The following is a 23,826-nucleotide window of genomic DNA, read 5'->3' on the forward strand; positions in this document are numbered from 1 at the left end:
GGCGGCGGTGGCAAGGGCATGCGCATCGCCTACAATGCGAAGGAGGCAGAGGAAGGCTTCCAGCTGGCGCGGTCCGAAGCTAAGTCGTCGTTCGGTGACGACCGCTGCTTCGTCGAGAAGTTCATCGAGAACCCGCGGCACATCGAAATTCAGGTCATCGGCGACAAGCACGGTAACGTCGTCTATCTGGGCGAGCGCGAATGCTCGATTCAGCGACGTAACCAGAAGGTCCTCGAGGAAGCGCCGTCGCCTCTCCTCGATGAGAAGACGCGCAAGGCCATGGGCGAGCAGGCCGTCGCACTGTCGAAGGCCGTCGGCTACGACAGCGCCGGCACCGTCGAATTCGTCGCCGCCCAGGACCGCTCGTTCTTTTTCCTCGAGATGAATACCCGCCTGCAGGTCGAGCATCCGGTGACCGAGCTCGTCACCGGCATCGATCTCGTCGAGCAGATGATCCGCTCGGCAGCCGGCGAGAAACTGCCGTTCAAGCAGTCCGATATCACCCTGACGGGCTGGGCCGTCGAGAGCCGCGTTTACGCCGAAGACCCATTTCGCAACTTCCTGCCGTCGATCGGCCGCCTCGTGAAGTACCGACCGCCGGCTGAGGGCACGAAGGACGGAGTGACGGTGCGCAACGATACCGGCGTCTTCGAGGGCGGCGAGATTTCGATGTATTACGATCCGATGATCGCCAAGCTCGTGACCCACGCCCCGACGCGCCTTGCCGCAATCGATGCGCAGTCCACGGCGCTCGATGCCTTCTATATCGACGGCATCCAGCACAACGTGCCGTTCCTTGCCACGATGATGCAGCATCCACGATGGAGATCGGGCAAGATCTCGACCGGGTTCATTAAGGAAGAGTTCCCCGACGGCTTCGTACCGCGCGAGCCGGAGGGCAAGGACCTGACGACAATCGCCGCGGTCGCTGGGGTGATCGACCACCTGGGGAATGCGCGTCGCCGTGGCATCACCCATCAGATGGCCGGCCGTTCGGTCAGCTTCGCCAAGCGCCGGGTCGTGAAGGTCGGGTCTGCGACCGTGGTGCTCGAAGCCCTGGGTGCGATCCCAGGTCCTTATTACGTATCCGTTCTCGATGCCGAGGGTCAGCCGACGAAAACGTTGGAGATCACGTCGGAGTGGTGGCCGGGTCAACCGGTCTGGAGAGGCACGGTCGAGGGCGCCGAGGTTGCGGTGCAGGTTCGCCCGATCCCGAACGGAATGACGCTCTCTTATCGGGGCATTCAGGCGCCGACCCACGTTTATACGACGCGAGAGGCGGAACTGGCGGCGCTGATGCTGGTCAAGGTCCCGGCTGATATGTCGAAATATCTGCTGTGCCCGATGCCGGGCCTCGTCAAGGCCATCAACGTTGCCGAGGGGCAGGACGTGAAGGCTGGCGATTCGCTCGCCATCGTCGAAGCGATGAAGATGGAAAATATCCTGAAGGCCGAGCGCGACGGCAAAGTGAAGAAGGTCTCGGCGAAACCGGGCGACAGCCTCGCCGTCGACGCCGTCATCCTGGAATTCGTCTGAGCGGTCTCGACCGCAATACCGTATCAGCCGAACTTTGAGGCGGCGCGCCGCAGGCCCCGAAGTATAGGCTCGTAGGCCTCCTCGTTACGCGTCTCAGGGTAGACCATGTAAACGGGGTAGACGAATTTGCGCGCCCGCTTCGGCTGCCTGACCCGGCCCCTTGCTATGAGGCTGCGCACCATGCGGGCCGGAAAATAACCCGCACATTCGTTGGCTAAAAGATAATCGAGCCCCATCGGACCCAGATCGAGACTGATGGCCGGGTTCGCGTGCTCGGGAAACGCCGCGGCGTGATCCTGAACGAAGTCGGTGCCCCAATCGACGAGCAGATAATCGTTTGTGACACGCCGGCCGGTGGCCTTCGCCGACGAGACGAGCACGAACTCTTCATCGAAAAGGTGCTCGATCGTCAGGCCCGGGGGCGGCGACGGGCGATACATGACCGCGAGATCGAGCGTTCCTTCTATCAAGCGCTGGCTCAGCATTGTTGAAGCGCCGGCCGTTGCGGAAACGGCGATGCCCGGGATCTGAATCCTGAGTCGCGAGGCCCATTTCAACAGAAATCCGCTCCACAAACTCAGCGGCGCGCCCAGTGAAACGTGCTCTGGATGTTGGTCGGCGAGCGAAACCTGCAGTTGGGCCTGTTGCCAAACGCGAACCAGGGCAAGGGCGTGCTTCTGAAAGAGTTCTCCGGCTCCCGTCAACTCCGCGCCCGATTTCGATCGCGTGAAAATCGGCCGGCCGAGCAGTTCTTCCAGGCCTTTGATGCGTGCTGAGACAGTTGATTGCGTGATGTTCAGCTTGCGCGCGGCGTCAACGAAGCTGCCGGTCTCGGCAACGACGAGGAAGGTTCTCGCGAGATTGACGTCCATGTGGTCCGATCCTCATTGAATGAGGTAGAAATTCATCTATCGAATTTTTCGATATCACCAAACATCAAATTTCGTTTGTGCATTGTCTTAAATCTTATCAATGTCGAAACTGACTCGACTCGAGTCGGGTCGACAGACGGTGATCGTCTGTCAACGATCCAAACGGAAGGACGATTTAAAATGGCTAAAGCTGCAAAGAAAGCCGCCAAAAAGGCACCCGCCAAGAAAACAGCTAAGAAAAAGAAGAAATAATAATTCTGCCGCGGTCGCAGGAGTAGCCGTATTTGACCAATCAGGTTCTTACGGTTTGCGCGATCGCAGCTCTTCTTATGACCTCGGCTGCATCAGCAGCCACGATTACCAACCGAGGTGATAAAGAGGTAAAGCTCACAATCACTGAGGGCTCGTCCCGTCAAGACGAAGTGCTGCCATCCGGCAAGGTCGTCGACGGGGTCTGTCAGAAGGGCTGCATCATCCGCCTCAACGACAACGCGAATGACGAGTACGAACTCGAAGGTTCGGAAAGCGTGTCTGTCGAAGGGGGTTTTCTCTACTACGATTCTCCGGAGAACGAAGGCGCGCCGCCCGCCGGCAGCACCTCTGGTCACGGAGATCAGCGTTGAGTTAGAGAAAGATTGCGGCAAAGCTTATCAGGCGCCTGTATCCAAATCGGATGCAGGCGCTTTTTTTGCGCTAATCCATAGGCTTGCGTACGCCGCTACGGAGCGGGCTAGGCACGAGTTCGACACGGTCGATCAGCCTTGCGGGTCCGAACGCCTGTTGAAAACTCGCTCTCAGCGCCACATCGACATCGTAAAGCGTCAGCGGCAGTCCGAGATCGGCAAGGCTTGTGATGCCTGCGTCGCGGATGCCGCACGGAACGATGCCGCCATAATGTGAAAGGTTCGGATCGACGTTGAGGCTAATGCCGTGACTCGAAACCCACCCGCTTACGCGGAGGCCGATCGCGGCGATCTTGTCCTCGGCGAATCGGGTCTCGGATCGACGCTTGACCCAGACGCCGGCCCGGTCGCGTCGCGTCTCGCCCTTAACATTAAATTGGGCGAGCGTTGCGATCACCCAACTTTCGAGCCGGGTCACGAAGGCACGAACATCGGCGCCGCGCAGCTTCAGGTCGAGCATCACGTAGACGATTCTCTGGCCCGGACCATGATAGGTGAACTGCCCGCCGCGGCCGACCCGATAGACCGGCAACATGCCGGGATTGAGCAGATCGGCATCTTTGGCGCTGGTTCCGGCGGTATAGAGGGGCGGATGCTCGAGGAGCCAGATCAATTCCCTGGCTCGCCCCTCGCGAATCGCCGCGACGCGCTTCGTCATCACATCGAGCGCCACGAGATAATCGACCGGACCGTCGCTGACCGCCCATTCGACGGCAGGAGCAAAGCTGGCGACCTCTTCGGCGGCGCGCATCATGTTCGTTTCGGTCAATGGTCCCGTGCGGCCGATCCTAGCACGGCTGTCGATCGCAGGCGCGCTGCTTCAATAGGCGTCGTCACTGCTGAAAACCGATCCTTGCACCTTTTTCTTTTCCCGGCATTCGGCAATTATGGGCGGCAGACCATGCGAGAGGCGCAGAGCAATCTGCCGCTTGCGTTCGCGAGATCGCTCTGTTACCTGGGCGTCTTCGTGGTCTTAAGCTGCTGTCTGGGCTCTCTTCTGAGTTCAAAAAAGCTGGCCTGCGGTTGTGGCGGAATTGGTAGACGCACTACCTTGAGGTGGTAACGCTGGAAACGGCGTGGAGGTTCGAGTCCTCTCAACCGCACCATCGGCTTGCCAGGCCGTTGGCAAAGAAGAAATCCCCAATTGCCCGCCTGCCGGCATTTTCCAGCGGCGCGCTGCTGTCAGGCGGCTTCGTCCGGACACACCCGGATGTTCAGAACGTCGCAGTTTTGGGTCTTCGGTGAATACCGGGTTGAACCATACAGAGATCTGCTCAACATTGATGGGCCGGTAGAAGCCTCGAAACAACGACGCTTGCCGGAAAATCGAATTGGAGCGGCTATGACCCGGATCGCCGCCGGTAACGTCAAGCTGAAGCGCGCCTATGAGGCTGCGACCGCTGCAGATGGTCGCCGGATTTTGGTCGACAGGCTTTGGCCGCGCGGCGTTAAGAAAGCAGACGCCGCCATCGATCTCTGGCTCAAAGACCTCTCGCCAAGCACAGACTTGAGAAAATGGTTTGGCCACGAGCCGGCACGGTGGGAGGAATTTTCCCGGCGTTATCGGGCGGAGATCGATCGTCACCCGGATCAGCTCGCTGAGCTGCGTAAATTGGCGCAAAGCCATCCAATCACGCTGGTATATTCAGCCCACGACGAACTCCATAACAATGCCGTTGCACTCCGCGACATCATCCTTGGCCGATAGCCGAAAGCCGTCCGATCCTCGCGGGGACTCGAGCACGTGTCATTGAAACGGCTGCTAAGCGATATTCGCGCTTGCCAGGTTTGCGCCCCCCATCTTCCACTTGGTGCCCGTCCTGTGGTGCACGCCGCAGCTTCCGCCCGATTGTTGATCGTTGGGCAGGCGCCGGGCAGAAAGGTCCATGAGACCGGCGTCCCTTGGAACGATGCCAGCGGCGAGCGTCTGCGAGCCTGGATGCAAACTGAAAATTCGATTTTTTACGACGAATCGAAGGTGGCCATCGTTCCGATGGGGTTTTGTTACCCCGGCGCGGCGATCAACGGTGGCGATAATCCGCCGCGTCCGGAATGCGCGCCGCTATGGCACGACCGGCTGATCAAGCAACTTCCAAACCTCGAATTGACGCTGCTCGTCGGCCAATACGCACAACGGTATTATTTGGGACGCACGGCCAAACGCTCGATGACGGAGACGGTCGACGCATTTGCCGAGTATGGCCCCCGGTATTTCCCATTGCCGCATCCGAGCTGGCGCACAACGATGTGGATCAAGAAGAACAGTTGGTTTGAAGAGAAAGTGCTACCTCGATTGCGAGAAGCGGTGCAGAAAGCGATCGACTGAATTGGCCCGGCCGCTCGGCTGAGCTTCAAAAACACTGTTCAAGAGCCGGACGGAAAACGTAGCCGGCTTTCTCGAATCCCGCGCCCGACCCTGTTACTCAATAGCCGCAATATTTGAGGGTATTGAAAAGCGGCATCTACGCCCACCCGACTGCGGGCCGCGAGTTCGCTAGCTATCGGGGCCGGCTGCAAACGACGACGATCACGTACGAGTCGCTTCGGCTACACAGCCAAACGCGCAAGGATTTCCTCTTTGGTTGAAGACCGCGACATTGAGGCGGCGTCCGAGTCTCACGGGACGCCATCGCCGGACCTGATCCGTGCCATCTCCGACGCGCTTGGCGGCAACGAACCGGCGCGCGCCGCCGAACTCGTGCGCGATCTCAAGGCCCCCGATCTTGCCGATATCGTCGAACTCCTCGAGCCTGAAGAGCGCATCCAGCTGATCCAGGCGATCGGCCCGGCATTCGATTACGAAGTTCTGTCTGAGCTCGACGAAGGTGTCCGCGACCAGGTCTCTGAGGCCCTGCCGAACGAGATTCTCGCCAAGGCGGTGACGCAGCTCGATACGGACGACGCGGCCTACGTCATCGAAAGCCTGGAAGAGAGCGACCAGAAGGAAATCCTCGCCCACCTGCCGACGGGCGAACGCCAGGCCATCGAGCGCAACCTCGAGTACCCGGAAGACACCGCCGGCCGGCTGATGCAGTCGGATTTCGTCGCGGTGCCGCCGTTCTGGACGGTCGGTCACGTCGTCGACCACATGCGCGAGAGCGACGACCTGCCGGATCATTTCTCCGAGATATTCGTCGTCGACCCGACGTTTCGCGTGCTCGGCGCCGTGGATCTCTCGCGCATACTCCGAAGCAAGCGAGACATCGCCGTTGCGACGATCATGAACCCCGACCGCCACGTCGTTCTGGCGACGGAAGGCCAGGAGGAATTGGCCCGCCAGTTCCAGCGCTACGATTTGATGTCGGCGCCTGTCGTCGATGCCAGTAACCGGCTCGTCGGCGTTGTGACCGTCGACGACGTCGTCGAGGTCATCCAGGAGGAAGCCGACGAAGACATGAGGGCGCTCGCAGGCGTCGGTGATGAAAGCCTCTCCGACACTGTCGTCGAGGTCGCCAGGCCGCGGTTCTGGTGGCTGTTCGTCAATCTCTTCACGGCTCTTCTTGCGTCCGCAGTGATCGGGCTGTTCGGTGCCACAATCGAGAAGATGGTCGCGTTGGCCGTCCTGATGCCGATTGTCGCTTCGATGGGCGGCAACGCCGGTACTCAGACGATGACGGTCGCGGTGCGGGCGCTCGCAACACGCGAACTCACCGCCGCCAACGTCGCCCGCGTCGTCTTTCGCGAAACAGCCGTCGGACTTTTGAATGGCGTCGCGTTCGCCATTCTGATGGGCCTCATCGCATACTTCTGGTTTGGCTCGGACCGGTTGGGGATCGTGATCGGGACAGCCATGGTCATCAATCTTGTTGCCGCGGCGCTCGCCGGAATTTTCATTCCTCTGGCGCTCAACCGGATGAAATTCGATCCGGCGGTATCCTCGACGGTGTTCGTGACGACGGTGACGGACGTCGTCGGGTTCTTTTCTTTCCTCGGCCTCGCAGCCCTATGGTTGAAATAGACAGAGGCGGTGCGCCGCGAATTGGTGAGTGTTCTTGATGAAAATCAGCGTGAGGCCGGTAGAAGCAACCGACGAGGGTCCTTGGCTCGCGCTTTTTCGCGACTACATCACGTTTTACGAAGCGACCGTGCCCGAAGACGTCATCGCGCTCACATGGCAGCGGCTCCTCTCGCGCGCTGACAATATGATGGCGTTGGTGGCGGCCGATGAGGCGGGACGAGCGCTGGGTATTGCGGCGCTCGTGTTTCACCGTTCGACCTGGTCGCCGGCTTGGTATTGCTATCTCGAAGACCTTTTCGTCGCGCCTGCGGCTCGCGGCAGGGGCATCGGCCGGGCACTCATCGAAGCGACCTACGCTGAGGCCGACCGGCGCGGCGCAAGCCGCACCTATTGGGCAACGCAAGAGAAGAATGAGACGGCGCGGACGCTTTATGACCGCCTCGGGCAACTGACGGACTTCGTTCAATACCGCCGCTAGCGCCAAGTGAGTCTAAGCGACGAGGCCGCCGATGTGGTCGAACAGTTCCACGGCTTGCGGATAGGCATTGAGGATCTGCGTCATGTCCCCGGTCAATTCTTTGACGCGAGCCTTTTGAGACGCCGTCGGGGTACCGGCACGCATCAGCATCTCGAGTTCCGACAAGCGCTGCTCCAGATGCTGGGTGCCGGGCTGGCGTGCATAGAACCGATGCATCTCGACGATGGCCGGTAGGACGCCGGTGTAATCGACGAAGGTTTCGGACTTGGCGCCGTTGCCGTTTCCTGTGCCGTTTGAAGGCTGGGCAATATTTGTCGGCCGGCGAGCTGGCTTTGCCGGCCTTGGACCCGTGACAGGAACAATGTCGCGTTCGGCGGATTTTCCCGCACCGTTGCCGACGTTCGCGGCCTGACCCGAACCGCTGGGTCGATGCGACTGCAAGCTTGCCTCGCCACCGGCAGCCAGATTTTCGATTTGCATCTTCTCGAAATTGACGTGGAACGTCATCTGTTCGTCGCCGCGGTTGATTTTGTCGGTGAGGATGCTGCGTACCTCGTCGAGAAAAGTGCGGTCCGGAGCCGTGAAGCGCGACAGCACGCCGTCGTTCGATGAGATGAGCAGGTAGTGCGTCTTGTCATCCGGCCGCAGGGCCAGACCGGCAAAGACGAGCATGATGATGCCGAGCACGAAGGTGAAGCCGGTCGGCGACAGCGGTCCCCACGAGAAATCGGGACGCATCGAGCCCCAAGCCATGACGGCGAACAGCAGCGCCAGAAGCCAGAACAGAACTTTGGGCTTCGGTGTCACGTGCGTGCCGACGCTTACCGACGAAATGTTGGCGATCGCGATCGTGCGCGCCGGCGTCGTCAGCACGCGGCGTTCGATTCGCAGTGCGCCGAACGTTCTAGTCGCTGCCGCGTTTTCGGTTGTGCGTACGGCAAAAGCCATAATAAAGCCCGCTGACGGGACAGATATTAGTCCCGCCCGGACCATAATCGAAGCGGGCCGCAAACAGAAGGCCGAAGCAACTGGCGGTGCGACGGCATTAGCTTGCCGGTGTGTCGAGTTTGCGCGTCAAATTTTCGAATTCCTTACGCAACTCGTCATTCTTGAAGATCTGCTCGAAACTCGGCGCTTCAAGCCTCTGGATGGCCTCGAAGGATGTCGAACTGTCCCGCATCAGGTTGCGAAGCTGCACACTCGCTTCAACCGTCTCGTAGGTGTTGTCGGCGATCTTCAAGTCATGGACGGCCTTGAGGCGCGCCTTCGCGATCTGCCCGCGCTGTTGCTGCAGGTAGCGCCGGTAAGCCTGCGCCGCGTCATCGGCAAGCTTCTGGCTGTCGCGATTTGATTCGAGAGCGCGGCTCTGATCGGGCCTGTTGTCGGCCTTCATGAGGTCCGCCGTACGTCCGCGTGCGGCTGCGATGTCCGCGATGATGGCCTCGAGCTTCGGCAGATACTGCGTGTCGATCTTTGCCATCGTCGCGTCCTGCGCCTGCACAAGCATGGCAAACAGCGCCGCATGCATCGCGAAATACCGCCGCGACGCTTCCATGTTGTCGCCGGTCGTGTTGATGAGCTTGGCGAGCTGGCCGTCGATCATCTTCGCGGCATCGAAGACCGCAACGAGCCGTACGAGATCGCCCGAGAGCACGCTGTCCAGAAGCAGGTCGAGCTGACCGGGCGCCAGTTCGACGCCGGAAGCCTTCAGCGCCGTCGCGATTTCTGCCTTCTCAGCTTTGATCTTGGCGCGATTGGCTTCGATCTTTTTGTTGTTCTCGGCGATCGCAGCGTCGATAGAGGCAATCGTGTCCGTCAGGATACCGGGAAGGGTTGCGTCCTTCGGCGCTACGAGCTGCTTTTCCTTGAGCTTGACGTTTAGGTCTTCGATCTCGCGGATGTTGCGGCGAAGCAGCTCGACCCTCTTTTGAACTTCGACGATAGGCGCGTTCGCAACGATCCCGAGCGCAGCATCCAAAAGATCGCGCACCTTGGCATTGCGATCTTCGCGCGTCTCTTTCCAGAAGGGCGGAATGATGTAGTCGTCGCGGCTCGGCAGTTTGCTGGCGCCCGCGCGCGTGTCGGCGGCATCCCTCAGGATCGCGTCGATGGCGACCATCAACGCCTTGGCCTGTTCGTATTGCGGATCGCCGTCACGCGGGTCGGCAACAGCCGCTTTGGCGGCCTCTTGTTTTGCCGCATCGGCAGGAATGGCGGCGCTGCCTCCGGTGGTTTTCAACCAATCGCCGATAGCGTCGCGCTTGGCGGCCTGTCCGGCGGCACCATTCGAGACGCTCAAAAATGCGATAACTGCAAAACACAGGGCCGTCGCGGGCCGCAGCTCCACCGACATGGACGCCTCCGTCGCCGATAAAGACACTGGAAATTCGGGCGAATCGATGGTGTGCACCGCCTCGGCGCCGATGCAACCTTTCAAGAAAGACCAAAGCCGCATAGCTACCGGCCGGCCGCCGCACGGATAAGCCGGCGAAAATCCTCGTCGATGCTGCGGGCATCGTCGAGCAGCAGCATCCTGCTGAACGGTGCTGCGGTTTTGCCGATGGCCTCTGCGGCCTTTGCGCGTCCTGCGCCTGCCGGCCCGAAGTCGGCAAAGAGGCGCAGCACCTTCGGAGATGGCAAAAGCGCTGCGAAAGGCAAGGGCGCCGACATCGTAATGAATGCGTTCGCTGCAGCGTGCTCGACATCCGGAACGACGCTCGCCACTTCGCGCAAAATGTGTTCGGCGAGCGGCCTCAGCCCTTTGGCGCCTGCGAGAAGGCGCTGAATGTCCTTATCGGGCGACATGCGCGTCGCGGGCGCAATGACGTCAACGACGGTAGCGGCTTGACGCTGCGGTGGTTCGTCATTGGTTGTCCGTGCCGGAGGTGCCGGACGGCTCGACGATTGGATGTGGTCGAGCGCATCGGCATAGATCAACCGGCCGCCGTTGTGGTGGATGCGCTCGAGCCAGGAGGCTCTGGCAAACTGGAACCCCTGATGGCGGAGCCAATCGATGATCGCGTTGCGCTCGCTAAATCCGCTTTCGGAAATGGCTGCCATCCAGCCGTCGAGGTCTCGGCCCGTGTCCTCGTTGAGGCTAGCGATGAAGTCTCGTTCCTTTTCGGCGTAGTCGGTGCTCATGGCAAACCAGCGTCAAATCCACCGCCGCGTGCGGACTTTATAATCGAGGTAAGCGTCTCCGAACTGGGCTTCGAGGTGACGCTCCTCGGGAATGATCTGAAGGACCGTAATCAGCACACCAAAGCCGAGGCCCGCCGCAACGAACCAGATCGATTTTGTGATTTCGGCTCCGGCGAACAGCAGCAGTACTTCGCCGAGGTAGATCGGATTCCTGAACCTCCTATAGGGGCCGCTCGTGACAAGCGTGGTAGCCACCTTGTCGGGAAGCACGGTCGTTCGATGGTCGATGAGCGCCTTGAACCCCAGCACGATGAGCACAAGCCCAACTACGCCGAACCCAAGTCCGATCCCATGCGCTGGCGCATCGTCGAGGCCCGGCCATGGCAGCGGCAACAACCGGCTCATTGCCAATGCGGCAGCGATGGCTGCAACGAATAGGACCGGCGGCCACGGGAAAGTGTTCGCGCGGCCCGGCGAAACGTGAGTCGTTGTTTTCGTCATGGGGTGCAGTCTACAGCCAAACGCCGGTAGCGTCAGCCGGGCAGGGCGCCGGGTCGCGAGACTCACACGAGAGAGCCTCTCCTTTGCTGCATTTCGCCGGTTGCGGCCGTCTCGGCGCTATTGTTTCGGCTTTTTTGGAGCCGGCACCGTCGCGGCAGGCATGTCGCGCGGATCCCGTTTCTGCAATTCCTGATCGAGATTGTAACTTTTGCAGCCTTTTGCAGCGAGTTGCTGATTGTAGGCCGCGAGTATCTTCAGATCTTGCGAATGCGTTCCGTCCGGATCGACGCCCTTGGCAGACGTTCCGACCGTCTTCGAAAACGCCGACTGGAGACCGCGGGCTAGCTGCGAGGAACCCCCGTGCTCGCCGTAATCGCGGATTTGCATGATGCGCACTTGAATGCGTCCGCTGAGCTGTTTGCAGCTGAGCTTCTGCTCGGTGGCCGAAAGTTGATAGGCGTCCGACTGCGCCACCGCCGGAATGATCAATGACGTGCCGCTCATCGGCGCGGCCACGCAAGCCGAGATCGAAAGGGCGGCTAAGACAGCGGTTCTACGTGAGGTCATCGATCGCGTTCCCGTTTCACGTCAGGATAGGCGCCGGTCCAATCACGACTACGAGGCATAGTGAAGGCAATTTAGAGGTGAATGATCTGACATACCCTCACGTCATGGCCGCCCTCGCGCCGGGCCCGAAATTCAGCCCGCCAATCCGCTGACCTGATGCAGGTCGCGCAAAACTTTCGGCAACGTTTCCGGCAAATCCTCGGCGATCAGTCCGATGCCGAACTGATCGGCACAATCGCCGTGCAGCCAAACCGCCGCGCACGCCGCTTCGAATGCGGGCATGCGTTGCGCCAAAAGCCCCGTGACGAAGCCCGAAAGCACGTCGCCCGAGCCGGCTGTCGCCAACCACGGCGGCGCGTTGGAATTGATTGCTGCGCGTCCGTCGGGAGCTGCGATTACAGTGTCGGTGCCTTTGAGAACAATGATCGCACCGGATCGCTCGGCCGCAGCGCGCGCACGCTCGAGTTTCGAGCCCGGGAGCTCACCGAAGAGCCGCTTGAACTCGCCCTCGTGCGGTGTCATCACGACGGACGCTTGCCGGGCTTTAATCGCGGCGAATAGGGACTCTGGTCCCACTGCAGCATCGCCGTTGCGTACCAAAAAGCCCATGCCGGCTTCGGCACGCGGGCCGCCGCGATCGTTATCCGAAAAGGAAGTCAGCGCGTCGGCATCGAGTACGACGGCCGCCGAAGACTTCAGGATCGCGAGAACCTCGTCTGCTGTCTCCGGGCCGACGGAAGAGCCGGGTCCGATGAGCACGGCGTTGCGGCGAATATCGCCGAGAAAATCCGCAAGAGCCTGGCGCCCCGCTACAGTGCGCACCATGATCGATGTTACATGCGTCGCATTGATCGCCGTCGCGGTCGCATTGCCGACGATCGTCACGAGGCCTGCGCCGATGCGCAACGCGCCCCGCGCACCAAGCCTCGCAGCACCCGTCTGATGCGCCGGGCCGGAGACGACGACGGCGTGGCCTCGATCGTATTTGTGACCGCCATTCTTCGGCCAGGGATAATGCGGGAGCCACAGCTCCGGCGCGTTCTCATGCAGATTTGAATTCATGCCGTCGAGCACGCGCTCCGGGATGCCGATTTGCGCCACGATGACCTCGCCGCACAGCGCCCGGCCCGGCATCAGCAGGTGACCCGGCTTTTTGCGAAAGAACGTGATCGTCTTGGTTGCCTGAATGCACACACCTGGCGGCGTCCCTGTCGTTCCGTCGAGCCCACTTGGCACGTCGACCGACAAAACCGGCAGGCCGCTGTCGTTGACGGCGGTAATCAGCTCGGCGACCTCGCCTTGGGGCGGTCGCGAAAGCCCCGCTCCGAAAATCGCGTCGATCACCAGGTTCATGCTTTGAAGAGGGTCGGCCGTCGCAGGACGAACGGGAATTGGCCAGCGCCGCGCCATCTCGGCGGCGTCGCCTTTGAGTGCCACGCGATCGCCGAGAAGAAAGAGACGCACATCGAAGCCGCGTTGCCTCAAGTGCCGCGCCGCGACGAAGCCGTCGCCGCCGTTGTTGCCGGGACCGCAGAGGACCACGATGCGGGCACTGGCCCGGGTCATGGCGACAGCTGCATCCGCCACCGCCTGGCCGGCCTTCTCCATCAACTCGAGGCTCGCGACGCCAGCCGCGACCGCCGAGCGGTCGGCTTCAAACATTTCCGAAGTCGTCAGCAGTTCGTTCATGTCGCAGTCCCGATGAATAGAGGTGCGCGGTCGACGCCATGAGCCGCGCGAAGGCATTGCGCCCGCCGCTGCGACCCGATTGACCAGACATGGCGCCTGAAATTTCTACACTCCGCATAGTTTTTAGGCTTATTAGGCGTGCGGAGCCTGTTTCCGGAAGCCCCACATCGCCCTAAGCCACTGACGTTCATAGTATTTCCTAAGAACGCCTGCTGTGGCACGGCCTCTGCTAGCCTATGGGCCATTGGGCGGGCGTGGGAGCCAATCAACACGCCGTCCAAGATCCAAGGGGCGAAGATGAAAAAGATTGAAGCGATTATAAAGCCCTTCAAGCTCGATGAAGTGAAGGAAGCGCTACAGGAAATCGGCTTGCAAGGCATCACAGTGATCGAAGCCAAAGGTTTCGGTCGCCAGAAGGGCCATACCGAGCTTTACCGTGGTGCAGAGTACGTCGTTGATTTCCTGCCCAAGGTAAAAATCGAGGTCGTCTTGAGCGACGACATGCTGGACAAGGCGATCGAGGCCATCCAAAAGGCCGCGAAGACCGGCCGTATCGGAGACGGGAAAATCTTTATCTCGAGTATCGAGGACGCTATCCGCATCCGCACCGGCGAATCCGGGCGTGACGCAATCTAAAAACGGAGCATGCAGCAGCCGGACTCGTCATGAGCCTCGAGGTCATGAGTCCGGCCCGGTGGCTCGCGTGAATTGTAACAGAATGTCTGGACAGGGGAGTGTCTATGAAGAACGCCAGTGACGTCCTGAAATTCATCAAGGACAAGGAAGCCAAGTTCGTGGATTTCAGGTTCACGGACACGAAGGGCAAGATGCAGCACGTCACCGCCGACGTCAGTTGCGTTGATGACGGTGTGTTTTCGGACGGATACGCGTTCGACGGTTCATCGATTGCCGGTTGGAAGTCGATTGAAGCGTCCGACATGACGCTGTTGCCCGATCCGACATCGGCGCACGTCGACCCGTTCTTCGCGCAGACGACAGTCGCGATTTTCTGCGACGTGCTCGAACCTTCGACGGGCCAGCCTTACGAACGCGACCCGCGTTCGATCGCCAAGAAGGCCGAAGCCTACATGATGTCCCTCGGGCTCGGCGACAGCGTCGTCTTCGGTCCGGAAGCGGAGTTCTTCATCTTCGACGACGTCAAATTTTCGACCGACATGTATTCGGTCGGCTACAAGGTCAATAGCAGTGAGCTGCCGTCGAACTCCGGCGTCGATGTCGAGATGGGCAACCTCGCACACCGTCCACGCGTCAAGGGCGGCTACTTCCCGGTACCGCCGATCGATAGCGCCCAGGACATCCGTTCCGAAATGCTGTCGGTTCTGAGCGAGATGGGTGTCGTCGTTGAAAAGCACCACCACGAAGTCGCCGCCGCGCAGCACGAGCTCGGTGTCAAGTTCGGCCCGATGATCAAGATGGCCGACCATATGCAGATCTACAAATACGTTGTGCACAACGTCGCGCAGGCCTACGGCAAAACCGCAACATTCATGCCGAAGCCGATCTTTGGCGACAACGGTTCGGGCATGCACGTCCACCAGTCGATCTGGAAGGGCGGTCAGCCGATGTTTGCCGGCGACAAGTATGCCGACCTTTCGCAGATGTGCCTCTACTACATCGGCGGTATCCTGAAGCACGCCAAGGCCATCAACGCTTTTACGAACCCACTGACGAATTCCTACAAGCGGCTTGTGCCCGGCTATGAAGCCCCCGTGTTGCTTGCTTATTCGGCCCGCAACCGGTCGGCGTCGTGCCGTATCCCGCACGTCACGAATCCCAAGGCAAAGCGCGTCGAAGTCCGCTTCCCCGATCCGGGCGCCAATCCGTACTTTGCATTCGCCGCGATGCTGATGGCCGGCTTGGATGGCATCCAGAACAAGATCGACCCCGGTCCGGCAATGGACAAGAACCTCTACGATCTGCCGCCGGCCGAACTCGCGAAGATCCCGACGGTTGCCGCTTCGCTCCGCGAAGCGCTCGACAGTCTGGATAAGGACCGCGACTTCATGAAAGCGGGTGGCGTCATGAACGACGACATGATCGATGCCTACATCGCCCTGCGCATGGAAGAGAACATGCGCTACGAGATGACGCCGCATCCCGTCGAGTACGACATGTACTATTCCGTCTGAGACGGATTACCATTGAGGGAACTTAAGGGGCGGTCGCATGACCGCCCTTTTTTCGAGCGCGGACGAGCCCTTTTAGTAAAACAGCAGCACCAGGGCGCAGAGCGCAATCAGCGCGTAATAAAAGAATTGCCGTTCGCGCACGAGGAACCACGTTACCGCCCGGCGCGGAATGTCGGCCCAATTGAAGCGGCCAAGGCTCCCGAGCGACAACCCTAGGACCAACCCGAGCAGCAGCGAGTTGAACTGCAAGCCGTCCACGGCTGACTGCAGCCCCTCTGGGGCATGCCCGGAGAACCATGGGAGTAGCGCCACGATTGCGGCGGCCGTCATCGCTCCAAAGGCCAAGACGGAACAGAACGATAAGATTGACCGCATGATCATGACGCTGGCCTTTGCCCGGATGCCTGCGCTCAGCGCTCGGCTTTGCCGAGGAGGCTAACGCACTCCCGCAAACAATCTGTTAACCACAATGCAAGTGATGGAAGACGGTCAGACTTGGGCGCGTCGCCGGCCGTTGCGTTCGAGCACCAACAGGACAAACCCCGATACCGCCATCAGCGTCACGACGGTCGCGACGAAGCCGGTGACCGGCGACGTTGTCATCGCGATCCCGGCAACAAAAGGGCCCACGATCGCACCTGCTTGATACATCACCAGGAATGCCGCATTGGCGGCCGCGAGGTCGTTCGCTCCGACGTGCTCGCCGATGATCGCCAAGCCGACGGTATAGAAGCCGAGAATGACCCCGCCGATCAGAAACGCCACGACGATCGCCGCCAGCGGCGTCGTCAACGCCATCGGCAGGGCGAGGGCCAGGACAATGAAGACGATGGCGAGCGCGATCGTCACGGTAAATCGCGAAACCTTGTCGGAAAGCCAGCCGATCGGAAACTGCAATGCTACGCCGCCGGCCGTCATCGTGCTCAACAGCCATAGAGCTGAATCCGGAGACAGGCCTGCCGCGAGCGCCACGTTCGGAATGAGCGAGAGATTGCTGATCTCGGCAAATCCACCGATGAAAGCACCGGCCATCGCTACCGGCGCTAATCCCATCGCGGATGCGAACGAGCGCGATCCATCGTGGCAAAACTCCGGCGCCAACCGTCGCGCGAGAAGGATCGGCACGCCCGCGATAGCCGTTCCTGCCGCCCCCACTAGAAACGGCCAGAACCCGCTAAGCCCCAGCGTTTGCAGAATGATGGGGCCGGCCGAAAAGCCGCTAAAAAATGCAATCGCATAGATCGCGATGACGCGGCCGCGCGTTTCTTCGCGCGCCACTGTGTTGATCCACGTCTCTCCGGCTAACCACGGCAACGCGAAGCCGGCGCTCATCAAGAGCCGAATCCCGATCCAGGCCCAGGGTAATGGGAACGCATAGAGAGCGAGGAAGCCGACCGCGCCCGCCAAGCATCCGCCGGCAATCGCCGCTACCGCGCCCAGTCGCGCAACGAGGCGCGGCAGAATGGGGAGCGCAATGAGTACCGCAATCGCCGGTATGGCACCGGCGAGGCCGATCATCCAGTTGGGCTGCTGCCAGGCTTCGAACGTCAGAGCCGTCAGCGGAAAGCCGATGCCGAACGACAGTCCGACGCCGAACGATGCGGCGATGACAGCGGCGAGACTGAGACCGCGTTGGCGCGACGTGAAGACCAGTTCAAGACTATCGGAACCGCGTTCGCTCATGGTGAGGTCCGTCGCGCATCAACGAGCGCTGCCGGAAGTGCCTCGGCGAAGACATCGAGATCGTCGTTGCGTCCGCACGACACGCGGATAAAGGGGTCGAGCCCGGGCGCAACGGGCTTGCGGACGAACACGTCCCGCATCAGAAGCGCTTGCAGGACGCGCGCCGCGAACGTGCCGTCTGCGCCGCAATGGATCGCGACAAAATTCGCGGCCGAGGCAAGCGGCGACAGGCCGTTCTCGACGGCAATCGTCGCAATCCGTTGTCGTGCGGCGGCAATCTCGGCGACGGCGTGTCCCAAATACTCCTGATCGAGAAGCGCGGCGAGGGCGCCAAGCTGACCGACGCGGTTGATGCCGTAATGATTGCGGACCTTGTCAAACGCTTCGATCACGCTTCGCTCGCCGATCGCGTAGCCGATGCGTGCGCCGGCGAGCCCGTAGGCCTTCGAAAATGTGCGATAGCGAATGACCTGCGGATTTGAGACGTCGATCGGCGGCGCCGTCGGGACAGGCGCCGTGTCGCAATAGGCTTCATCGAGAACCAGCATCGTGCCCGGAGGAAGCGCGCCGATGAAGCCCTTGATCTCGTCCGCAGACCACCACGTCCCCATTGGGCTATTTGGGTTGGAAACATAGATGAGGCGCGAGCCCGTGGTCTTTGCCGTCTCGATCAGGCGCGGAACATCCTCGCGCACCGCATCCATCGGTATCGGATGCAGTTTTCCGCCGTGCGCCAGCACGTGGAAATTAAATGTCGGATAGGCCCCGTCGGTGGTGACGACACCATCTCCCGGCGTCAGGAATAGCGTGCACGTCAATCCCAAGAGTCCGTCGATCCCTTCGCCGACCACGACGCATTCGATCGGAACGCCGTGGTACGCGGCGATTGCGGTACGAAGCTCATAGTTCTCGGGGTCGGAGTATTTCCAATTCGCGGAGACGGCGTCGCGCATCGCAGACAGGGCTTGGGGCGAGGGACCGAATACGCTCTCATTGGCGCCTAACCGCGCCCGAAACGGTCGTCCTCGCGCTCGTTCCATGGCTTCGGGCCCGATGAAAGGCACGAGCTTGGGCAGCGCGGCGATCGTTGGAGTGAAGGGAGCGCGGGACATCGGTAGCTCAATGCTGGCTGGGGTCTTAGAGGAGGCCGAGATTGGCGAGAGTCTTGCGCATCGCGGCCGGCATCAAAGCCACCTGATCTTTCTTACCAGATTTCAAATCTGGCGGCGCGTCTGCCGCATCGAGATAGCGCCATCCCTGAAACGCCCGGCGTGGCATAGGCCGGACCGGGATCAGAGGCGGCGCCAGCAGGAGCAGGCAGCAAGGCGTGCCGTCCTCCTTGGTGCCGTCCTCGAAGCCGACCAGACTTTGGCGAACGAGGATGGTGCCACGGATGACCCAGTAGAGCGACCCGCCATCGAGCAGTTCGGCTTGCTTTTTCGGAGACTGATGCGTCGGATGGTAGACGCACGCCTTGCCGTCGCGATGCTTGCGCTGACGATGTTGCGATTGCCACTCGCTGAGGTCCTCGATCGAGGCGGCGCCGACACACAATTTGACGAGATGCAGGCTCATTGGATCGTTGTGCCCCAGCAGCGCTGCAACGGCAACTCGGCTTTCCACAGCCACGGCGGCGCATGGCCGGTGCGTGCTATTTGCTATCCGTCTTTGCGGTGCAGTTTCCTTCATATTGTGCGAACATGGGCTGTCCGAAGAGCCCGAAATGGCGCGAATGCACGGCCGGATACTTGCCGGTCGCGGCATCTCGATCATAAACGGTCGTGAGGTTCAAAAAGCCCTCGTTGGCGACTTCGATAAACGTGTTGGCGTTGAGCGCCCGGACGACCTTAAGCGTGTTGCTCGTCTGACCGCCCAGAATGAGCGACGCCGACTGTTTGTCGAGGTCGATGTTGCTGATTTCGAAAGCGAGGTCAGCCGGCGGCGCCGATTTGAACTTTCCGCCTTCGTATGACCAGGAATGACCTTGGTTGAAATCGCAGGCGAAGTGCGTAGGCCATTCGCCGGCCCGTACAGGCGCGGCAACAACGATGACGGCGAGTGCTAAAAGACCAATCTGCAACTTCGACATGAGAATCCCGTCGGCGGCGTCGGACCTGGGTGGCGGCCCGTAGCCTAGGTTCGTATTGAATTCATAGGCCGCGATCAAGGCGAGAGGGCACGTCGGCCATCGTCAATGGCTCGCCGTAGGGCAAAAGTTGCGGGATGGGCCGGATTTCGCGATTGCTCGCCGCCGGGTCACAATGGCACCTTATGAAGCGGAGACGGAGAATCGATGGCCTGCCGCGTGCAAAGAGGTCCGCAGCGTAGATGAAAATGCCGGCAATTCGCATTGCACAGGTTTTGCTGGTCTGGCTCGTCGTGGCCGGACAGGCGCGCGCCGCCGAGAATGAGAGTCCTCGGCCACCCGGGGCCATAGAAGGCGCTGCCGAGCTCGTTAACGGCGACGTCGGGAAAGCCATTGCAACGTACACCGACGCGCTGAAAGACACCGGTCTCGCCAACGACCGGCGCGCGACGATCTTAAATGATCGCGCCGTGGCCAACACGCGCCTCGGCCAGACGAAACTTGCGCTCGAGGACTACAACCGCGCCGTCGAACTCTTTCCGGAATATCCGGTTGCCTACAACAACCGCGGCAACCTTCTTCTGTCCATCGGACAGCTCGGCGAGGCGATGAAGGATTTCGACCGGGCGGTGCTTCTGGCTCCGGGCTATGCAGCGGCTTACTCAAACCGCGGCAATGCCAAGCTGAAGCTCGGCAAGCCTGCCGAAGCCGTCGCCGACTTTACCAAGGCGATCGAGCTGATGCCTGCGAGCGCTGCTCCGCTTTCCGGACGCGGTCTGGCGCATCTTGCAACCGGCAAACCGCATGCCGCGATACGCGATTTCTCGCGTGCCGTCAGCGCCGATGCCCGCTTCGCATCCGCCTATCGCAATCGGGCCGAGGCGCGCCTTGCCGTGGGCCAACGCGATGAAGCCATCGAGGATCTTTCCCGCGCCATCGCATTCGACGTCAATAACGCAGAACTCTACATCGATCGCGGCTACGCCTATCTGCTGGCCGGCAACACGGCCTCGGCCATGAAGGATTTTTCGCGCGCTATCGAGCTCGACGGCAAATCGAGTACCGCCTATCAGGGGCGCGGCCTCGCGAACGGCATCGCCGAAGCCACCGACGACGCGTTCGCCGACCTCAATCGCGCCATCGAACTTGATCCGCGCTCGCCCGTCGCGTTTGCATTCCGCGCCTTCGTCTACAAGCAAAACGGCAAACCCGACATCGGAAGCAAGGACGTCGAAACCGCCATCAAGCTCGACCCCAATTCTCCGGAAGCGCTTTGGGCCCGGGGTGAAATCGCAGAAGCGAAGGGGCAGGCCGACACGGCGATCGCGAGTTTCAGGCGCGTGCTGCAATTGAAGCCCGGCTGGCAGTTCGCCACCGATGCGCTGACGCGGCTCGGTGCGCCGCCCGACGACGTAGACGACAAGCCCCAACCCTCACTCGACATCGACAAGTGGCACGTTGTCCAGCACGGCAAGGATTATTTCGCGACGAGCGACAACTATCCGCAGATCCGCATACCGCTTGAAATGTCGGGCGAGGGACTGCCGAAGCTTCTGGCTTGGGAAATCCAGCCGCAGCCGCACTCGACCTACGGCCTTTTGCGTTTTTCCGGCGGGCGCGTTCCCGGCAAGAATGGCTTGGAAGAAACTGAACTCGCGGCCATCATCGATATCGAGGCCGGCAAGCTGATCGCGATTGAGCCGCAACGGCAGGGGGCGCGTGTCTCCACCTGGACTTGGGACGGCGACCAGCTGCAAGTCGCGAGCGTCGACGGCGTGACGGACCAATATCAGCTCCGGCCGCCGATCGTCGCCGTGGTCGGCCAGCGTGGCGTCGGATCGGATAAGCGCCCCTACGGTAACGCGAACCAGCCATGGGAAGCTTGGAATCCATTTGGGCCGCAGCCTTCGCGCGGCGAGCCGAAGTCGCAGCGGCGTCAGAAACCGAAGTCGATCTTTGATCTGCTGTTCGGCAATTGATGACGTAGCACCGTCGGCCGCATCTGCAACTTTGTTGGCCGGCGTGCGAGTCGAGAAGTCTTACCTATTGTCGATTGCCGATTTTGGCGAAGCGCTGATCGTGCCCGCAATTGAAATTCAATTCGGCACTCTGAATTTACATCGCGATGCCGACTAAAAATCGTTGCCTTGATTTAGGGCAGACACCTTTCGATCGCTTCGAGCATTTCCATGCGGCAAGTCACTGCGAGTTGCGTGTTAGTGCCAGCTTAGGAATATTACCTTTTCCATTAACGGTTCTGCATCTTTCGCCGTATTATGTTCGGACTTGATCCCCGTTCCGCGTATGGAGAGCCTGATGTTGCGTGCTCGAATCTTGGCGTTGGCCTGCCTCGCCATCATCCCGTCAATGCAAGCGATGGCTGAAGGCGATAAGACCAAGACCGAGGTGGCGGCGACCGCAGCCTCAGATTCTGGAGCAGTGACGACGGATACGGAATCCGGAACGACGACATATTTCGGTGGAAACGCGGCAGAACAGGCGAAATCGCAAGCCGTGGCCAAACCGCAGCCGCCTCCGAAGCCGACGCTGACCGCAGCAGTCGATCTTACCAATCAAAAGATGGTCGTCACGGTCAACGGTGAGGCTCGTTACAGCTGGCCAATTTCGTCGGGAGTTGCCCAATATCCGACGCCGACCGGCACCTTCCGTCCGCAGTGGACGGCAAAGATGTGGTACTCGCGCAAATACGATATGTCGCCGATGCCCCACTCCGTTTTCATCAACGGCGGCGTAGCTGTGCACGGAACGTATCACGTGCGATCCCTTGGCAGTGCCGCGTCGCACGGCTGCATTCGGCTCTCTACCAGTAATGCAAAGACGTTTTACAATCTCGTGCAGAAGCATGGGCTTAGCAGGACCAAGGTGAGTGTGTTCGGTCGGCCGCACTGGCGTGGACCGGCCATGGCCAACCGCGACAGGCGAGGCCAGCAGGAGTATGCCGATAACCAGAACAGCTGGTCCTGGGGAGATAGCTGGGGCGGAAATTCGGATTCGGCCTATGCACCGGCGTTCACGAAGAAATATCGCAAAGGCCAATATTATTATGACGCCAATGGCGTGCGCCGGAAGGTTCGCCGAAGCGGCTATTACGCCGACTCGCGGGGTCAGCTGCGCCGGGACTACAACCGTTACGGCTATGCGTATGGCGGACCCAGCCAGGATTGGTGATACGTCGCGCTGTTGACACGGTGGATTTAGGCGAGGCCCGGCAATAAGCCGGGCCTTCGTTTTTTCATCGTTAGAATGGGTTCCAGGTCGGAGTGTCCGTGAAACGAAGATAGCCGACGTTGGCTCCGAGCCGCATCCCGACTCCGGAGCGGATCGGCGCCATGATAACTGGTCCGCCCTTTAGCAAGGTCACCCCGACACCGCCGACGAAATACGCCGAGCCGTCGATGCCGGTGAAATTGCGGTACAGCGCATCAGGCGTCTGCATCCGATAGATCAGGAAAAGCGTCCGAGAGCCCGAAGCTCCGAAATCGGTGCCGAGCGAAGGGCCATGCCAATAAACCTGCCGCGTTCCGGGAAGCGAGCGCATGTAGAGAGTGCCCTTGCCGAAGCGAAGGCCGGCGAGAAAAGCGCCACCGCCTTCGGTCCCGAGAACATAAGCCGTCGGCCTGCCGGACTGCTTGAACGCATGCTCGATGACGCTCGCCAGGTTCGTCGAGATCGTTCCGAAAAAGCCGCGCGTCACTTCGCGAATTTCATCAATCGTGTAGCCCTCTTGCTCCGGGGGCGGGAGAACCGCGCTCACGTCCGGTTCTCTCATTGCGACGTCGGGTGACCGGTGGGCATCATTCGGCTTCGTGCTCGCGGCCCAATCCTGCGGCGCCGGTTTCGCCGGAGCAGGTACGGGTGGCGACGGTCTTGGGACGGCAGGCGGCGTCCGCGCGGTTGTCTCGAGATTTTTCTTCGTCTCGGCGGTTTTGACGTCGGGCTTTGCTGGGATCGCACCTTTTTCGGCCTGGGCGATTTTTTCATCGAGCCGCTGCAGCATGTAATCCGACTTCGCCTTGATCACCGTGTTGAGTTCGGCGGCGGCCGATTTCAACTGCGCGAGCTTGGCGCAATCGGGTTCGGTGCCCTCAGGGACACGGCCGAGCGAGTCGACGGTCAGAAGCAGGGCGCTGCTCTTCTCGTCGAAGGCGGCAAGCTTCGGATTCTGGATCGCGTCGAGTGCAGTGTCCTCGTAGTCGTCGCCGAGCTTTTTCACCGCCCTGTAGCGGCGCATGCGTTCTTGCAACTTCGGCTGCGCCTCGAGCGTCATCGCACGCAGGCTCGCACCCGACTGATCGACGGCGGTGGCGAAATCCTTAGCCGTGCAGGTCGCGGCATGAAGTACCGGCGCGCCTGGAACCAGCGATATCAGGAACGCGGCAAGCGCAATGAATAATCGCATTGGATAGGGGCTCCGAACGGCTCGCCCTGGAGGCCAGCCAAAGCATATTACCTGCAAATGGC

The 23,826-nt window shown here is 60.8% G+C and carries 24 protein-coding genes and 1 tRNA gene; 11 read left to right on the forward strand and 14 right to left on the reverse strand.

Annotated elements, in window-relative coordinates; translation table 11 throughout:
- Positions 1 to 1,536: biotin/lipoyl-containing protein (locus VN623_RS10085; RefSeq protein WP_325570671.1), on the forward strand; the 1,536-nt coding region annotated here is incomplete at its 5' end.
- A gap of 23 nt (positions 1,537 to 1,559) precedes the next feature.
- Here VN623_RS10085 and VN623_RS10090 read toward each other — a convergent pair.
- Positions 1,560 to 2,408: a LysR family transcriptional regulator gene (locus VN623_RS10090; RefSeq protein WP_325570673.1), complete on the reverse strand. Its 849-nt coding sequence runs from the start codon at positions 2,406 to 2,408 to the stop codon at positions 1,560 to 1,562.
- Positions 2,409 to 2,692: 284 nt separating this feature from the next.
- Between VN623_RS10090 and VN623_RS10095 the strand changes: the two genes are divergently transcribed.
- Positions 2,693 to 3,031: a hypothetical protein gene (locus VN623_RS10095; protein ID WP_325570675.1), complete on the forward strand. Its 339-nt coding sequence runs from the start codon at positions 2,693 to 2,695 to the stop codon at positions 3,029 to 3,031.
- Positions 3,032 to 3,101: 70 nt separating this feature from the next.
- Here the strand turns inward: VN623_RS10095 and lipB are convergent, their stop codons facing one another.
- Positions 3,102 to 3,845 carry a lipoyl(octanoyl) transferase LipB gene (gene lipB, locus VN623_RS10100; protein ID WP_325570732.1) on the reverse strand — a complete coding sequence of 248 codons (744 nt, stop codon included), beginning with the start codon at positions 3,843 to 3,845 and terminating at the stop codon, positions 3,102 to 3,104.
- Between the two features lie 265 nt (positions 3,846 to 4,110).
- Between lipB and VN623_RS10105 the strand changes: the two genes are divergently transcribed.
- From VN623_RS10105 to VN623_RS10125, 5 genes are all read left to right on the forward strand, one after another.
- Positions 4,111 to 4,197: transfer RNA gene (locus VN623_RS10105), tRNA-Leu, on the forward strand.
- Positions 4,198 to 4,433: 236 nt separating this feature from the next.
- Positions 4,434 to 4,799: a DUF488 domain-containing protein gene (locus tag VN623_RS10110; protein WP_325570677.1), complete on the forward strand. Its 366-nt coding sequence runs from the start codon at positions 4,434 to 4,436 to the stop codon at positions 4,797 to 4,799.
- A gap of 117 nt (positions 4,800 to 4,916) precedes the next feature.
- A complete protein-coding gene (locus tag VN623_RS10115; RefSeq protein ID WP_325570734.1) occupies positions 4,917 to 5,417 on the forward strand; it encodes a uracil-DNA glycosylase family protein in 501 nt (166 codons plus the stop codon).
- Between the two features lie 252 nt (positions 5,418 to 5,669).
- Complete coding sequence (gene mgtE, locus VN623_RS10120) at positions 5,670 to 7,049, forward strand: magnesium transporter (RefSeq protein ID WP_325570679.1); 1,380 nt, start codon at positions 5,670 to 5,672, stop codon at positions 7,047 to 7,049.
- A 37-nt stretch (positions 7,050 to 7,086) separates the two neighbouring features.
- Positions 7,087 to 7,527 (forward strand): GNAT family N-acetyltransferase, encoded by a 441-nt coding sequence (locus VN623_RS10125; protein WP_325570681.1) that lies wholly within the window; start codon positions 7,087 to 7,089, stop codon positions 7,525 to 7,527.
- A gap of 12 nt (positions 7,528 to 7,539) precedes the next feature.
- On the opposite strand, the gene VN623_RS10130 is transcribed toward VN623_RS10125, so the two are convergent.
- The 6 genes from VN623_RS10130 to VN623_RS10155 form a co-directional block, all read right to left on the reverse strand.
- Positions 7,540 to 8,475 carry a DUF6232 family protein gene (locus VN623_RS10130; protein ID WP_325570683.1) on the reverse strand — a complete coding sequence of 312 codons (936 nt, stop codon included), beginning with the start codon at positions 8,473 to 8,475 and terminating at the stop codon, positions 7,540 to 7,542.
- 97 nt (positions 8,476 to 8,572) lie between these two features.
- A complete protein-coding gene (locus VN623_RS10135) occupies positions 8,573 to 9,880 on the reverse strand; it encodes a hypothetical protein (RefSeq protein WP_325570685.1) in 1,308 nt (435 codons plus the stop codon).
- Between the two features lie 104 nt (positions 9,881 to 9,984).
- Positions 9,985 to 10,668, reverse strand: a complete 684-nt coding sequence (locus VN623_RS10140; protein ID WP_325570687.1) for a hypothetical protein — start codon at positions 10,666 to 10,668, stop codon at positions 9,985 to 9,987.
- A 12-nt stretch (positions 10,669 to 10,680) separates the two neighbouring features.
- The gene (locus VN623_RS10145; protein WP_325570689.1) at positions 10,681 to 11,169 is read right to left on the reverse strand and encodes an isoprenylcysteine carboxylmethyltransferase family protein; all 489 of its coding nucleotides are present in this window, start codon (positions 11,167 to 11,169) and stop codon (positions 10,681 to 10,683) included.
- A gap of 117 nt (positions 11,170 to 11,286) precedes the next feature.
- Positions 11,287 to 11,673, reverse strand: coding sequence for a hypothetical protein (locus VN623_RS10150; RefSeq protein ID WP_325570691.1), 387 nt, complete (start codon positions 11,671 to 11,673; stop codon positions 11,287 to 11,289).
- Positions 11,674 to 11,868: 195 nt separating this feature from the next.
- Positions 11,869 to 13,425: an NAD(P)H-hydrate dehydratase gene (locus VN623_RS10155; protein ID WP_325570693.1), complete on the reverse strand. Its 1,557-nt coding sequence runs from the start codon at positions 13,423 to 13,425 to the stop codon at positions 11,869 to 11,871.
- Positions 13,426 to 13,722: 297 nt separating this feature from the next.
- Here VN623_RS10155 and VN623_RS10160 point away from each other — a divergent pair, with 297 nt between their 5' ends.
- Positions 13,723 to 14,061 (forward strand): P-II family nitrogen regulator, encoded by a 339-nt coding sequence (locus VN623_RS10160; protein WP_325570695.1) that lies wholly within the window; start codon positions 13,723 to 13,725, stop codon positions 14,059 to 14,061.
- Positions 14,062 to 14,165: 104 nt separating this feature from the next.
- Positions 14,166 to 15,575: a type I glutamate--ammonia ligase gene (gene glnA / locus VN623_RS10165; RefSeq protein WP_325570697.1), complete on the forward strand. Its 1,410-nt coding sequence runs from the start codon at positions 14,166 to 14,168 to the stop codon at positions 15,573 to 15,575.
- Between the two features lie 72 nt (positions 15,576 to 15,647).
- On the opposite strand, the gene VN623_RS10170 is transcribed toward glnA, so the two are convergent.
- The 5 genes from VN623_RS10170 to VN623_RS10190 all read right to left on the reverse strand — a co-directional run bounded on the left by VN623_RS10170 (position 15,648) and on the right by VN623_RS10190 (position 19,347).
- The gene (locus VN623_RS10170; protein WP_325570699.1) at positions 15,648 to 15,956 is read right to left on the reverse strand and encodes a hypothetical protein; all 309 of its coding nucleotides are present in this window, start codon (positions 15,954 to 15,956) and stop codon (positions 15,648 to 15,650) included.
- A gap of 108 nt (positions 15,957 to 16,064) precedes the next feature.
- Positions 16,065 to 17,258, reverse strand: a complete 1,194-nt coding sequence (locus tag VN623_RS10175; protein WP_325570701.1) for an MFS transporter — start codon at positions 17,256 to 17,258, stop codon at positions 16,065 to 16,067.
- A complete protein-coding gene (locus VN623_RS10180) occupies positions 17,255 to 18,370 on the reverse strand; it encodes a pyridoxal phosphate-dependent aminotransferase (protein ID WP_325570703.1) in 1,116 nt (371 codons plus the stop codon). The genes VN623_RS10175 and VN623_RS10180 overlap by 4 nt, the downstream gene beginning before the upstream one ends.
- Positions 18,371 to 18,395: 25 nt before the next feature.
- Positions 18,396 to 18,833, reverse strand: a complete 438-nt coding sequence (locus tag VN623_RS10185) for a DUF1489 domain-containing protein (protein ID WP_325570736.1) — start codon at positions 18,831 to 18,833, stop codon at positions 18,396 to 18,398.
- 76 nt (positions 18,834 to 18,909) lie between these two features.
- On the reverse strand, positions 18,910 to 19,347 hold the full coding sequence (locus VN623_RS10190) for a hypothetical protein (protein WP_325570705.1): 438 nt from the start codon (positions 19,345 to 19,347) through the stop codon (positions 18,910 to 18,912).
- Between the two features lie 239 nt (positions 19,348 to 19,586).
- Here VN623_RS10190 and VN623_RS10195 point away from each other — a divergent pair, with 239 nt between their 5' ends.
- Entirely contained in the window at positions 19,587 to 21,323 is a 1,737-nt protein-coding gene (locus tag VN623_RS10195; RefSeq protein ID WP_325570707.1) for a tetratricopeptide repeat protein, read from the forward strand.
- A 337-nt stretch (positions 21,324 to 21,660) separates the two neighbouring features.
- Positions 21,661 to 22,533, forward strand: a complete 873-nt coding sequence (locus tag VN623_RS10200) for a L,D-transpeptidase (RefSeq protein WP_325570709.1) — start codon at positions 21,661 to 21,663, stop codon at positions 22,531 to 22,533.
- A 70-nt stretch (positions 22,534 to 22,603) separates the two neighbouring features.
- On the opposite strand, the gene VN623_RS10205 is transcribed toward VN623_RS10200, so the two are convergent.
- Positions 22,604 to 23,764: a DUF1134 domain-containing protein gene (locus VN623_RS10205; RefSeq protein ID WP_325570711.1), complete on the reverse strand. Its 1,161-nt coding sequence runs from the start codon at positions 23,762 to 23,764 to the stop codon at positions 22,604 to 22,606.
- Between the last annotated feature and the right edge of the window lie 62 nt (positions 23,765 to 23,826).

Origin of the sequence: Hyphomicrobium sp. (genome assembly GCF_035572195.1) — a bacterium.
In the GTDB taxonomy this organism is placed as follows: Bacteria; Pseudomonadota; Alphaproteobacteria; order Rhizobiales; family Hyphomicrobiaceae; genus Hyphomicrobium_B.